This is a genomic window from Zoogloea sp., from assembly GCF_017302315.1.
Lineage (GTDB): Bacteria > Pseudomonadota > Gammaproteobacteria > Burkholderiales > Rhodocyclaceae > Zoogloea.
This window is the reverse complement of sequence record NZ_JAFLDT010000007.1, coordinates 1-13609: the sequence shown is the minus strand read 5'-3', so window position 1 is coordinate 13609 and position 13609 is coordinate 1. Positions and strand designations below refer to the sequence as shown.

Genomic DNA, 13609 nt, shown 5'->3' with positions numbered 1-13609 from the left:
GGGGATGAATTCGGTTGGCTTAACTGATCTTGCGGTGGCGCAGCGCCGGCAGGCTTGCGCGAACATCGGCGATGCGGGCGGGGTCCAGGTCGGCCACCACCACACCGGGGCCTTCGGGGAGGCGCGCAAGCACCTCGCCCCAGGGGTCAATGATCATGCTGTCGCCCCAGGTGCGGCGGCCGCTGGGGTGGCGCCCGCCCTGGGCACTGGCGAGCACGTAGCACTGGTTTTCGATGGCCCGGGCACGCAGCAGGATCTCCCAGTGGGCCTGGCCGGTGGTGTAGGTGAAGGCCGCGGGCAGGACGATCAGATCCACCTCGCCCATGGCCCGGAAAAGTTCGGGAAAACGCAGGTCGTAGCAGATCGACAACCCCACCTGGCCACAGGGCGCTTCGAAGGCCACCACCTCGTTACCGGCCTCGATGGTGGCGGATTCGTCGTAACACTCCTCGCCCTTGCGGAATCCGAAGAGATGAACCTTGTCGTAGCGGGCCACCCGCCGGCCATCATCGTCGAAGACCAGCGTCGAGTTCTTGACCTTGTCCGGGCTGTCGGCCGCCATGGGGCAGGAGCCGCCGATCAACCACAACTTGTGACGTCGGGCGGCGTCCCGCAGGAAGTCCTGCAGCGGCCCCGCCCCCTCCAGCTCGCGGATACGCACCTTGGCGGTCTCGTCGCCGGTGATCAGGGGAAAGTACTCCGGCAACACCGCGAGGCGTGCTCCGGCTGCGGCGGCCTCGCCGATCAGACGGTCGGCCTCGGCCAGGTTGCGGTCCACTTCGGGCCCGGAAACCATCTGGATGGCGGCGATTCGGCAAACCGGAGTGTTCATGGGAGAGTCCTTGAGGGCACGGCAGGTTGAGATGAGGCTGCGGGAAGGCCCGAAAGTTTCTCCACCTTCGGGTCGGACCAGCCACCGGTCACGGCGTACTCGAAACTGAAGAGCTTTTCCACGGGATCACGCAGGGCCTTCTGCACCAGGTAGGCCGCCAATCCGAGGGCCGGGTTGAGGGCGCCGGTGGTGGCAATGGCCGAGCCCACCGCGACGGACTCGGAGAGGGTCGGCTGAACCTTCACACGAAGGCTTTGGGTCTCCCTCACGGCGTCAGCTTCGCCCTTCATGAACACACGGGCCGCGGGGCCGAGAATCTCGAAATCTTCAGTGCGCAACACGCCGCCATCAAGTCCGATGCTACCGGAAATGCGGTCGAAGGCGAATCCTTCGGAGAATACGTCGCGGAAGTCCAGGGTGATCCGCCGGGGCAGCGCCTGCAGATTGAGCACCCCGAGCAGGCGCCCCACCCCGGGTTCGAGCTGGGTGAACTGGCCGCTGGTCACCCGGACCTCCATCTTTCCGGTCAGGCTGGGCAGATGCAAGGCCGTCGGCGGCCCTTTCCACACGAGCTGCCCCTCAAGATTGCCCTGGCCACGCCGCACCGCCTCGGGGTAGCCAAGGCGGTTGAGCATCTTCTCAACACTACCCACATCCAGCTTGAACTTGAGGCGGGTCTCCTCCCGGGCGCCCGGGCGCCACACCCCATCCCCGTTCAGACTGCCATCCGGATTGACGATACTGAGTTGCTCCAGGAGCCAGTTGTCACCCCGGTTCACGGCTTTCAGCTCCAGGCGACCCAGGGAATGACCACGCAGTACAAAACTCTCCGCACTGACATCCAGGCCGGGCAGCCCGGACAGGCGATCCTCGTCGGGGGGCGTGCCCGGGGCCTCCGTCGCACCACCGGGGGCGGTGCCGATGGAAAGCTGCTTGAAACGAGCCTGCAGACGCCCCCGCCCCTGCTCGCGCCAGAGGATGTCGCCGCTGGCCTCCTTGCTGCCGAGGCGCGCCTGCCAGCCCCCCTCCTCCATCACCGCGCGCAAGTTCACGTCATTGAGGCGCCGACCAAGAACCTGAAGTTCGCCGACCCGCAGGGCCAGGCCGGAGAGGGGGAATTCCCCCCCCGCACCCTGGCCGCTGCCGGTCTGACCGGACGCCGGCTTGCCGGCCAGGGCCTTGCGCCAGCCATCCGCATCCAGGCGATCCGCCCGGACCGCCACAAGCACGCCCTTCTCTGCCAGACGCACCGGTTCGTTGAGGGCGACGCCACCGCGCGTGATGATCATCTGCCGACCTTCGCGGCGACGCTGGAACTGCGCCTGGAACACCGACCCGGCGGCCAGCCTGAGGGTGTCGCCGGGAACGCCCCCCCCCGGTGCCACCGCCATCTCGAAGCGGAAGGGCAGGGTGGCGGCGGCCGACTTGTTGAGGGGCTCGGGCAAACTCGACGACACCCCCTGCAGACCGCTGTCAAGCACGAACTCGACACCGCCCCGCGGCATCACGGCAATGCTGCCCTTCCAGGCCGCGGCACCCGACAGATGATCAAGCAAGGGCAGATCCAGCTCCCGGCGCAGGGCCGGCATGCTCAGACTGCCCTGGGCATTGAGAAGGATGCTGCCATCGGGCCGGCTGCCCCCGGAGACGCTCACCGGGTCGCCGAAGATCCGTGCCGCGCCGTTGCGCACGCCAAGCTGGCTCTCGGTGAACTCGACCCGCCCCGACGCCTCGGTGAGGACCGGCATGGCCGGGTCGGGCTGGAGCTGGTTGCGGGTGAACTGGTACTCGCCCTTGACCCGGGACTGCTCCAACTTGTGCAGGGGCAGCACCAATTGCAGGTCGAGCTTGCCCCGCCCCTCGGCACGGAAGGGGTCGGTGAAGTGGTTGATCATGCCGGCCACCGGGCTCTCGGCAATGAAGCGCAGGAAATCCGGCGTCGGCCCCTCCGCCGCGCCCCGGATGGTGATGACCGAATCTGTCTCGAAATCGGGCAGAACGGCGCTCACATCCTTCAGCGCCACCCCGAGGATGCGCCCGCTCTGGGCCTTCACCGTCATCCCCGCACCCTCGAAAACCAGCTCACCGGCGACGCCGTCGATCTTCGGCCATCCCGGGGCGTAGTCCAACTGCCCGTCGCGGATCCGCGCAGCCACCCGGAAGCTCCCCTCCCGCGGATCACGGAAGGGGAAGCGCGACAGGTCGCCCTTCAGCACCAGGCGGGTGTCCGCCGCCTTGCCGCCCACCAGTGCCCGCTGCAGCCAGTCGCGGGCCGCCTTGCCCACCACATGGGGAATGTAGCGCCACACGGCGGTGGCATCCGCCTCCGAGAGGCGCGCCTGCAGGTCGATCCGTCCGGGGGTGTCGGGCGTGGCCCGGTAGCGGCCGGAAGCGGTGCCGCGGGCATCCTCGTTGGCAAAACTGGCGCTTGCCAGCGTCACCTCCAATGCGCCCTCGGGGTGGCTCCAGCTCCCTTCCGCCGCCAGCTCCGACAGTCGCAGATGGGCCTCGGGAAAGACCTGGGGCAGCTCAAGGCCGGCGTCCCGCCCGCTGAGGGTGAAACGCCCGCCCCGCTCATTGCCTTCGATGCGCCCCGCCATGCCGGCAAAGCCCGGCCAGGCGCCGAGGGGCTCGATGCCCAGCCGCTCGAAGCGGGCATCCACCGTGTAGGTGGCCAATGTGTCGCCCTTCAGGCTCCATTTGAGATCCACCGGCGCCACCCGACCCGCCGGGGCCAGGGTGGCCAGACGCTTGCGCAGCCCTTGGTCGAAGGGTAGACGGCCGGCCAGCCGCGAGAGCACGCCGAGGTCGAGCTGGTTGGCCACGAACTCGCCCCGGGCAGGCTGGGTGCCATCGGACGCCACAAGCCGCAGGAAGAAGTCGGTGGGCTGCACCTTCAGGCCATCGTCGGTTTGCAGACGCAGCTTGCTGCCACTGGCCTCCAGGCCGCCCTTGAGGTGGCGCACCCGCAGGCGGCCGGCCGCCTCGGTCATGGCGATGTCTTCCAGTTCGGGGGCCAAACGCACGCGGGCGTCACGCAGGGCAAAGTCGGCCGTCGCCCCCAGCAGCGTGCCATCGGCGATCTCCAGCCAGGCCCGCAGGCCCCCGGCACCGCTGATATCGAGGGGATAGTCCACCCAGGCCCGCCAGGCGCCCATGTCGGCGTAGTCGAGGCTGGCGTAGAGCTCGCCACGCCACGTCTCGGGATGGGCGGCATCGCGCCCGATCAGGTCGCCACGCAGATCGAGGGCAGCGGCCAACTGGCCCGGAGGCTGGGCACGCAGCCCGAAGCGGTGATGATCGCCCCGGTTGTCGAGGCGGAACTCCAGCTTGTCGAGCACCAAGGTGTCAGCCCCGCGCAAGGCGTCGGACCACGCCACACGGGCATTGCGGACCACCACCTGGCGCTGGTCCAGGAGCCACGCGGTGAAATCCCCCTGGTCGCCCCCGGCGACAACGGGCAGGCCGGCCACGAACACCTGCCCGTCGGTACCGCGCCGGATGGCCAGTTGCGGCGAGTCGATCTCAAGCCGGTGGAGACGCAGGCGCATCCGCAACAGCGAACTCCAGCCCACTTCGGCGTCCACCCGGTCGAGACTCAGGGCGGCGCGGCCGGCACCATCATGGATCGTCACCCCGCCCAAATGCAGCCGCGGATGCAGCCCCTGCCAGTCGGCCGAGAGACTGGCGATAGCCACGGGCAAGCCAAGGGACGCGGACAGGAGCCGCGCCACCTCGCCCCGATAGGCCGGCACCTCGGGCAGCACGAGGTGGCGCAGCCCCAGGAAAGCCAGACCGCAGACGAAGTAGGCGATCAGCCCCGCCCACGCCAGGCGCCTGAGCCACCGGCCCGAGGGCCGCAGGAGGGACAAGCGGCCCTCAGCCACGCGCCGGATGGCAGGCCATCGGGGCAGGTGACAGCGGCCTGGCGACGGCATCACGGAAAGACCGGACAGGCACGCGGATGGCGGCCCATCCGGCATCAGGCTTGACGAATATCAGTCCGGCAGACATAAGACGGGGTGAACATGAACAATTCCGCATTCTACCAATCGCCCCACGCCATGTCCGAACAGCCCGCCATCCTGCCCCAGCCCATCCTCGACGCCCTGGCCTGCTCGCGCTTCCTGCGCCGCCAGCTCGACAGCCGCCCGTGGCTCGCCGAACGCCTTGCCGCAAGCATCGGCGCCCCCCTCGACGCCACCGCCCTGCGCGACTACCTGCGCGATGAAAAGGTGGACGACAACACCCTCAAGCCGGTGTTGCGCAAGCTGCGGGCGTGGGTGATCGCCCACGTGATGGTGCGCGACATCGCCCACCTGGCGGACCTCACCGAAGTCACCGAAACCATGACCCTGCTGGCCGACATTGCAGTGGAGGCCACCCACGATGTCCTGCGGGCACAACTGGTAGCCCGCCACGGCACGCCCCTGTCGGCCGACGGGCGCGAGCAGGAGTTCATCATCATCGGCATGGGCAAGCTCGGCGGTCGCGAACTCAACGTGTCGTCGGACATCGACCTGATCTTTGTCTACCCCGAGGACGGCAGCACCGCCGGCCCCAAGATCATCGACAACTTCGAGTTCTTCACCAAGCTCGGCCGTGGCCTGATCCAGGCCATCAACGACATCACCGGTGACGGGCAGGTCTTCCGGGTGGACATGCGCCTGCGCCCAAATGGCGAATCCGGCCCCCTGGTGGCGAGCTTCGACATGCTCGAGAACTACTTCATCACCCAGGGCCGCGAGTGGGAGCGTTACGCCTGGATCAAGGCCCGGGTGATGACCGGCATCCGCAGCGCCGAGCTCACCGCCATCTCCCGGCCCTTCATCTTCCGCAAATACCTCGACTTCGGTGCCATCAACGCCATGCGTGATCTGCACGCCCAGATCCGCCGCGAGGTGGCCCGCAAGGATATGGTGAACAACGTCAAGCTCGGCCCCGGCGGCATCCGCGAAATCGAGTTCCTGGCCCAGGTCTTCCAGCTCATCCGCGGCGGGCGGGACACCTCCCTGCAGATCAAGCCCACCCTCAAGGTGCTGGGCCGTCTGGCCGAACGGGGCATCATCACCCACGAGGCCGATCGCGAACTGGCCGCCGCCTACGACTTCTTGCGTAGGGTGGAACATCGCCTGCAATACCTGGACGACGCCCAGACCCACAACCTGCCGACCGAACCCGCCGACCAGGCCATCATCGCCCGATCCATGGGCTTTGGCTCCTACGAGGCCCTGCTTACCGAGCTGGACGATCACCGCTCCGCCGTTGCCCGCCATTTCAACAGCGTCTTCGGCGACCCCAACGAAAAGGGCCACGACCTGGACACCCTGTGGGCCTGCGCCGGTGACGAAGCACGCTGCGGCGAGGAGTTCCAACGCCTGGGCTACCCCGACCCGGCCGCCGCCGCCCGCCGCCTGGCCACCCTCAAGACCGGCAACCGCTACCTGCAGATGCCCCCGTCCATCAAGACCCGCTTCGACCCGCTGATTCCGCGGGTCGTCGAGGCCGCCGCCGAAACCACCGACCCCAACGCCACCTTCGAGCGCCTCCTCGACATGCTCGACGCCATCAGCCGGCGCGGCTCCTACCTGGCCCTGCTGCAGCAATATCCCCAGACCCTGCACAAGGTGGCCGAGCTGGTGGGCGCCTCGGCCTGGGCCGCCCAGTTCCTCAACCGTCACCCCATCCTCCTCGACGAAGCCCTCGACCCGCGCATGCTTGAGGAGGAGATCGACCTCAGCGCCTTCCGCACCGACCTGGCAACCCAGCTCGACGAGATCGAGCCCGACATGGAACGCCAGATGGACCTGATGCGCGAGCAGCACCACGCCCAGGTCTTCCGCCTGCTCACCAAGGACATCGCCGGCAAGCTCACCGTCGAACGCCACGCGGACTTTCTGTCCGCCCTGGCCGACATCATGGTGGACCTCACCGTGACCATGTGCTGGCGCAAAATCAAGACCCGCCACCGGGACGACCCGAAGTTTGCCGTGCTGGCCTACGGCAAGCTGGGCGGAAAGGAATTGGGCTACGCCTCCGACCTGGACATGGTCTTCGTGCACGACGATGACGCCCCCGAATCCGCCGAGGTCTACACCCGCCTGGGGCAGCGCACCAACACCTGGTTGTCCGCCCAGACCCCCGCCGGCCACCTCTTCGAGACCGACCTGCGCCTGCGCCCCAACGGCGACTCGGGCCTGATGGTGGTGTCCCTCGATGCCTTCCGCCAGTACCAGCTGGAGAACGCCTGGGTGTGGGAACACCAGGCCCTCACCCGGGCCCGCTTCTGCGCCGGCGACAAGGCCATCGGTGCCAAGTTCGAGGCCATCCGCATCGAAGTGCTGCGCCAGAAACGCGACCTCACCAAGCTGCGCGAGGAAGTGCTGGCCATGCGTGAGCGCATGGCCGACGGCCACCCCAACAAGACGAGCCTGTTCGACCTCAAGCACGACAAGGGCGGCCTGGTGGACGTGGAGTTCATGGTCCAGTACCTGGTCCTGGGCCACGCCCATGAACACCCCGGCCTGTGCGGCAACCTGGGCAACATCGCCCTGCTCCACATGGCCGGCGAACTCGGCCTGATCCCCACCGACCAGGCCAGCACCGTGGCCGACACCTACCGGGAATACCGCCGCCTGCAACACGGCCTGCGCCTCAACAACCAAGCCTCCCGCGTCGAACGGGAACAGGTCGCCGAAGCGGCGGCGGGGGTGCAGGCCCTGTGGCAGACCGTCTTCGGCACCGCCCGCTGAGCGGCCCTTGTGGGGGCGCATTCAATCGGCCCCCGTCTCCGATCAAAGGCAGGCCGTTGATCCAGAGCATCGGGGTCGAATGAACCTAATTTCCCCGGTTTGATGCGTCGCCTGACGATCCGTGCAGCCGCCCCCACAGGGGCGACTTGTGGGGGCGACGTGCAGGGGCGACTTGTGGGGGCGACGTGCAGGGGCGACTTCAGTCGCCCAATCCGCACGCCGATCACCGGCATGCCCTTAATTGAAGTCCGCGGGCGACTGAAGTCGCCCCCACAGTCTCTCCAGCCATCCGAAGCGCAGTACCAGTAAGTCACCGACCACGATCAAAGCCCGCTCCGACCCCGCAGGAGCGAATTTCCGGCCAACGTAAAGCGATCAAGCCGGAAAGCCGCCTGCACAGCGGCACTCCCGGCTGCGCTCAGCCCTTGCGCGCCTCCAGCCACACATCCAGCCCCTGGGCATTCAGCTCCACATCAAGCGCGAGGATGCGCCGCCATTCGGCCTCCGGCACACCCCAGCCCGCCCTGGCGGCCTCTTCGCCTACCAGCGCCCAGATGTCCTGCTCGATCAGGGCCTTGCGACCCTCGGCCGCCTCGTGGCGTTCGGCGATGGCCACGTGGGCGTCGATCAGGCGGTGCATGTCGGCGGCCAGGCGCGGCACGTCGCGTACCTGGGCGTAGTGGGTCAGGTACATGGCGGTGGGCTGCTCGGCCTCCATGCGGCGGATGGAGGCGTGCATGGCCTCCGGCTCGAACTGCACCGGCGTGGTGGTCGGGAAGATGCTCGGCCGCCCATCCACGTCGAAGGCCCGGTAGGACAGGCCGAAGGTATCGCCGGTGAAGAAGGCCCGGCTCTTCGTATCGAAGTAGCACACGTGGTGGCGGGCATGGCCCGGGGTGTCGAAGACGCGGATGACACGCCCGCCCAGCTTCAGCTCATGGCCGTCACCGGCCTCGATGATGCGCTCCACCGGCACGGGGATCAGCTCGCCATACAGTTCCTTCGCCCGCTCCGGCCCGTAAACCGCCGACACCCCGGCAAACAGCTTGGATGGTTCGGCCATGTGGCGGGCGCCCCGCGGATGCACCACCAGCTTGGCGTTCGGGAAGGCCTGCATGAAGGCACCCGCCCCGCCCGCGTGGTCCAGGTGGATGTGGGTGAGCAGCACGTAATCCACCGCCTCTGCCGACAGGCCGGTCTCGGCCAGGGCTTCCAGCACATGGCGCAGGGAGTCGTTGTTGCCGGTATCCACCAGCGCCGCCCGGCCGGCCTCCTCGATCAGGTGGATGGCCGCCACATCGGGCCCCGTGTAACCCGAATCCACGGCGTAGATGCCATCCCCGAAGTGCGTCAGACCCTGCATTGCCCATCCCCTTGAAAAAACATTGATTTTAGCCGCATTGCAGCAGTACGGTCCCACTTGTCCTGGATCAACACGGTCTTTCCGTGACAGGCGTCAAATCAACGTAACGAAGCTTTCACACCAGAAGAAAGTAGGAGGGCTTCCCATGTTGACACTACAAGACTGTATCGAACTGTCCGATCTGACCGAAGACGAAATCCTCGCCATCGCCGAGCATGAGCACCTGCCCGAGATGGTGGCCGTCGAGATGGGCTGCTATCTGTGCCACACCCCGGATGGCGACAAGCGCATCCGCCGCATGATCGCCGACGACATCCAGCATGCCCGGGACAGGGGTGACGTCCGCCACGCCGCCCTGCTGCGAACCGTCCTCAAACACTATCTGGCCGAGCACCACGGCGGCGCCTGAACAGCACCAGGGTCGCCAGACGGGCAGCGGGTTGGCATAATTCGCCGACCCGTCTTTCATTGGCTCCCCGATGGCCCTCCTTCGTTGCAACAAATGCGGCCATGTGGCCGAGGCCCCTGCTGACCAGATCGGCACCCACACCCCCTGCCCGGCCTGCGGCAATCAGGTTCCGGTCTACGACACGGTGCTGTTCGTGCGCAAGGTGCTTCAGCAGTACTTCGCACTTCAGGAAGAAGTGAAGCAACTGCGCCCAGCCCCCACTCCCAGTTCGGCAACGGGCAACAATCTGGCGGGCATCGACCTCCACAACACCGCGCATCTCACCAGCGAGGCCTGGCACGCCGAGATCGTGGGCTGGTTCCAGCGCCGCCAGATCACTGTGCGCACCAGCCCCGATGCGGTGGACACCACCGGGTTCTTCGATGAGTTCGCGGTGGAGATCGGCGACAACTACGCCCTGCTCGGTGATGTCGTCGGCAAGATCCGCTGGGCCCAGCAGAAGGACGTGCCCAACTTCAGCCTCAAGCTCGGCGAACTGAGCCAGAAGGATGGTCAGGCCATCAACGCCTTCTGCAAGCGTCTCCATGACCACACCTTCCTGTCCAAGTACTACTACCAGAAGCAGGACAAGCTCGGCCGGGCCACCATCCAGACGGCCCCGGCCATTCGCAACTTCTTTGCCGGCGACTGGCTGGAGTGGTATGCCCTGATGAAGCTGCTGACCTTCTTCCAGGAGCGGCAGAAGCCCTTTTCCTGCACCCGCAACCTGTCCGTGATCTTCCCCAATGAAGACCTGCACGAGCTGGATGTGTTCTTCCTGGTGGATGGCAACACGCCGGTGTGCATCGAATGCAAGACCGGCGAGTTCCGCCAGGACATCGACAAGTACCTGCGCCTGCGCAAACGCCTGGGCATCGACCGGAGCCAGTTCATCCTGTGCTGCCTGGGCCTCGGCGACGAGCAGGCGGCGGGCCTCTCCAGCATGTACGAACTCACTTTCGTGAGCCCGACCGGCCTGCAAGGCCACCTCGCAAAGCTGTTCTGATGTGCGCGGCTGGTCGGGGTAAAATCCCGGCCCTATGAGCCGCGCCCGCGAAACCCTATTCCACGTCTTCGGTTACACCCAGTTCCGCGGTCCCCAGGAGGACATCGTCGAGCACGTGGCGGCGGGCGGCGACGCCCTGGTGCTGATGCCCACGGGCGGCGGCAAATCCCTGTGTTACCAGATCCCGGCGCTGCTGCGCCCCGGGGTGGCCATCGTGGTGTCGCCGCTGATCGCCCTGATGCAGGACCAGGTCAGTGCGCTGAAGGAAGTCGGGGCGGCGGCGGATTTTCTGAATTCCAGCCTGAGCTTCGACCGGGCCATGGAGATCGAGCGGGCCATGCTGGCGGGGGCGCTGGACATGCTCTACGTGGCGCCGGAGCGCCTCGTCACCCCGCGCTTCCTGGACCTGCTGGACCACCTCCACGAGGCCGGCCAGCTCGCCCTGTTCGCCATCGACGAAGCCCACTGCGTGTCCCAATGGGGCCACGATTTCCGGCCCGAGTACCTGCAGCTGTCCATCCTGCAGGAGCGCTACCCGCAGATCCCGCGCATCGCCCTCACGGCCACCGCCGACGCCCAGACCCGCCGCGAGATCGCCGAGCGCCTGTGCCTCACCACCGCGCGGGAGTTCGTCTCCAGCTTCGACCGGCCCAACATCCGCTACACCATCGTCCCCAAGGACAACCCCCGCGCCCAGCTCCTCGCCTTCATCCGCGACGGGCACCTGGGCGAGGCCGGCATCGTGTATTGCAGCTCACGCAAGAAGGTGGACGAGACCGCCGCCTGGCTGGCGGAGAAGGACATCACGGCCCTGCCCTACCACGCCGGCATGGCCTCCGACGAGCGCGCCTCCAACCAGGATCGCTTCCTGCGCGAGGACGGCATCGTCATGGTGGCCACCGTGGCCTTCGGCATGGGCATCGACAAGCCCGATGTGCGCTTCGTCGCCCACCTGGATCTGCCCCGCTCCATTGAGGGCTACTACCAGGAGACCGGCCGCGCCGGCCGCGACGGCCTGCCCTCCGAGGCGTGGATGGCCTACAGCGTGGCCGACCTGGTGCTGCAGCGCCGCTTCATCGATCAGGGCGAAGCCGACGCCGAGGTGAAGCGCGTGGCCACCGCCAAGCTCGACGCCCTGCTCGGCCTGTGCGAGACCACCGGCTGCCGGCGCCAGCGCCTGCTGGGCTACTTCGACGAAGACTCGGCCCCCTGCGGCAACTGCGACACCTGCCTGCACCCACCCCAGGTGCGCGATGCCACCGAGTCGGCCAAGAAGGCCCTGTCCTGCGTGTTCCGCACCGGCAGCCGCTTTGGTGCCGGCCATGTGGTGGATGTGCTGATCGGCAAGACCACCGACAAGGTGAAGGAATGGCAGCACGATCAGGTGAGCACCTTCGGCATTGGCACCGAGCTCGACGACAAGGGCTGGCGCACCCTGATCCGCCAACTCGTCGCCCACGGCGCCCTGGCGGTGGACCATGAACGCTACGGCGCCCTGACCCTCACCGAAGCCGCCCGCCCCCTGCTGCGCGGCGAGACGAGCTTCACCTTGCGCATCGACACGGCCCCGGCCAAGAAGAGCCGCAAGGCCGACACCACCCGCAAGCTGCGCGAGTGGCCCGAAGCCAGCGGTGCCGAGGCCCGCCTGCTGGAACGCCTGCGTAGCTGGCGCGCCGCCACCGCCCGGGAACGCAACGTGCCGGCCTATGTGATCTTCCACGACGCCACCCTGCGCGACATCGCCCACCAGCGCCCCGACAGCGTCGAAGGCCTGGGGACCATCTCGGGGGTGGGCGACCGGAAGCTGGAAGCCTACGGCAAGGACATCCTGGCGCTTCTCGCCGACACCGACTGATCGAGCGCCTTAGGGTCGGATTCATCCTGTTTTCCTCGGTTGTCCTCCCCGAACCAGGCGCAAACCCAATGCTGACGCGGGTTCGTCCTCCGTGACCGGATCACCCGATGGGTGAAGCTGAAGGGGTTTATGGAACGCGCTGAGGGCAGCTAGAGGGACTGTGGGGGCGACTTCAGTCGCCCGCGGACGTCAATCAAGGGGGTGTCGGTGATTAACGCGCGGATGGGCGACTGAAGTCGCCCCTACAGGAGAGGCCGTATCGACTGTCAGACGACGCGTCAAACGGAGGAAATCAGGTTCATTCGGTCTCGAACCGGTGAGCCTTTACGGCACGGTTTTCCGTTGCATTACGTCACATCGGCCGGGGACTCGCCCCCGGCGGGCGACCTTCTTTCTTGCTTCGCCAAGAAAGAAGGCAAAGAAGGCGACCCGGCTTCACCGGTCGGCCTTCGGCCGACTCCCCTGCGCTGCTCCCAACGGGCGGCCGGCGCGGAACTCGCCCTTCGGGCTCAAACAGCCGCGCCGGACTTCCCCGCCCGTTGCTGCGCTGCTCGGCGGCTCAGACGGGCTTTCACACACATCGAGCCTTTACTGATACAGGGCTGGGCAACGGACCGTTGATCGCCTGCATTTCCTTTCCCCTCTGGCACGCCGACTGGAGGGTTCGGCAGACGGAAAAAGGGCTGCGCATGTTTGAGCCCGCAGGGCGAGTTTGCGCAGACCCCGCCTGACGGGCCCGGAAGGGCGAAGGTGGGGTTTCGCGGAGCATGCTCCGCGCCACCGCAGCCGGTCGGATGTGCAAATCCGACCGTGGGCGGGAACCCCCGAAGGGGGCGCGACAGCGGGGCACGCTTCTTTGCCTTCTTTCTTGTCGTGCAACAAGAAAGAAGGTCGCCCGCCGGGGCGAGACCCGGCCAATGTGACGTAATACAAGGGAAAGCCGTCCGTAAGAGCTCACCGGTTCGAGGCCGAATGACCTCGAACCCACGGAAAGCCGCCGGATCAAGGCTTCAGCCGCATCTCCGCCGAGCGGGCATGGGCCTGCAGGCCTTCGCCGTGGGCCAGCACCGAGGCGATGCGGCCCAGGGTCTGGGCGCCGGCTTCGGATACGTCGATCAGGCTGGTGCGCTTCTGGAAGTCGTAGACCCCCAGGGGGCTGGAGAAGCGGGCGCTGCGCATGGTCGGCAACACGTGGTTGGGGCCGGCGCAGTAGTCGCCCAGGGCCTCGACGGAGTGGTGACCGATGAAGATCGCGCCAGCGTGGCGGATGCGATCCACCCACGGGCCCGGCTCGGCCAGGGACAGCTCCAGGTGCTCCGGCGCGATGCGGTTGGCGATGTCGCAGGCCTCGGC

At 67.3% G+C, this 13609-nt stretch carries 8 protein-coding genes; 4 read left to right on the top strand and 4 right to left on the bottom strand.

What is annotated here, in order from left to right:
• Positions 1–19: 19 nt before the first annotated feature.
• Positions 20–832, bottom strand: a complete 813-nt coding sequence (locus J0L98_RS03910) for a carbon-nitrogen hydrolase family protein (protein ID WP_296410220.1) — start codon at positions 830–832, stop codon at positions 20–22.
• Positions 829–4704 carry a YhdP family protein gene (locus tag J0L98_RS03905; protein ID WP_296410218.1) on the bottom strand — a complete coding sequence of 1292 codons (3876 nt, stop codon included), beginning with the start codon at positions 4702–4704 and terminating at the stop codon, positions 829–831. The genes J0L98_RS03910 and J0L98_RS03905 overlap by 4 nt, the downstream gene beginning before the upstream one ends.
• Before the next feature lie 192 nt (positions 4705–4896).
• On the opposite strand from J0L98_RS03905, the gene glnE reads away from it, so the two are divergent.
• The gene (gene glnE, locus J0L98_RS03900; protein WP_296410305.1) at positions 4897–7584 is read left to right on the top strand and encodes a bifunctional [glutamate--ammonia ligase]-adenylyl-L-tyrosine phosphorylase/[glutamate--ammonia-ligase] adenylyltransferase; all 2688 of its coding nucleotides are present in this window, start codon (positions 4897–4899) and stop codon (positions 7582–7584) included.
• Between the two features lie 418 nt (positions 7585–8002).
• On the opposite strand, the gene J0L98_RS03895 is transcribed toward glnE, so the two are convergent.
• Positions 8003–8947: an MBL fold metallo-hydrolase gene (locus J0L98_RS03895; protein WP_296410216.1), complete on the bottom strand. Its 945-nt coding sequence runs from the start codon at positions 8945–8947 to the stop codon at positions 8003–8005.
• A 145-nt stretch (positions 8948–9092) separates the two neighbouring features.
• On the opposite strand from J0L98_RS03895, the gene J0L98_RS03890 reads away from it, so the two are divergent.
• The 3 genes from J0L98_RS03890 to recQ all read left to right on the top strand — a co-directional run bounded on the left by J0L98_RS03890 (position 9093) and on the right by recQ (position 12256).
• Positions 9093–9356: a hypothetical protein gene (locus J0L98_RS03890; RefSeq protein WP_296405884.1), complete on the top strand. Its 264-nt coding sequence runs from the start codon at positions 9093–9095 to the stop codon at positions 9354–9356.
• A 70-nt stretch (positions 9357–9426) separates the two neighbouring features.
• Positions 9427–10401: a hypothetical protein gene (locus J0L98_RS03885; RefSeq protein ID WP_296410215.1), complete on the top strand. Its 975-nt coding sequence runs from the start codon at positions 9427–9429 to the stop codon at positions 10399–10401.
• A 34-nt stretch (positions 10402–10435) separates the two neighbouring features.
• Positions 10436–12256 (top strand): DNA helicase RecQ, encoded by a 1821-nt coding sequence (gene recQ, locus J0L98_RS03880; protein WP_296410214.1) that lies wholly within the window; start codon positions 10436–10438, stop codon positions 12254–12256.
• Between the two features lie 1002 nt (positions 12257–13258).
• Here recQ and J0L98_RS03875 read toward each other — a convergent pair.
• On the bottom strand, positions 13259–13609 hold a 351-nt coding region (locus J0L98_RS03875; RefSeq protein ID WP_296410213.1), incomplete at its 5' end, for a histidinol dehydrogenase.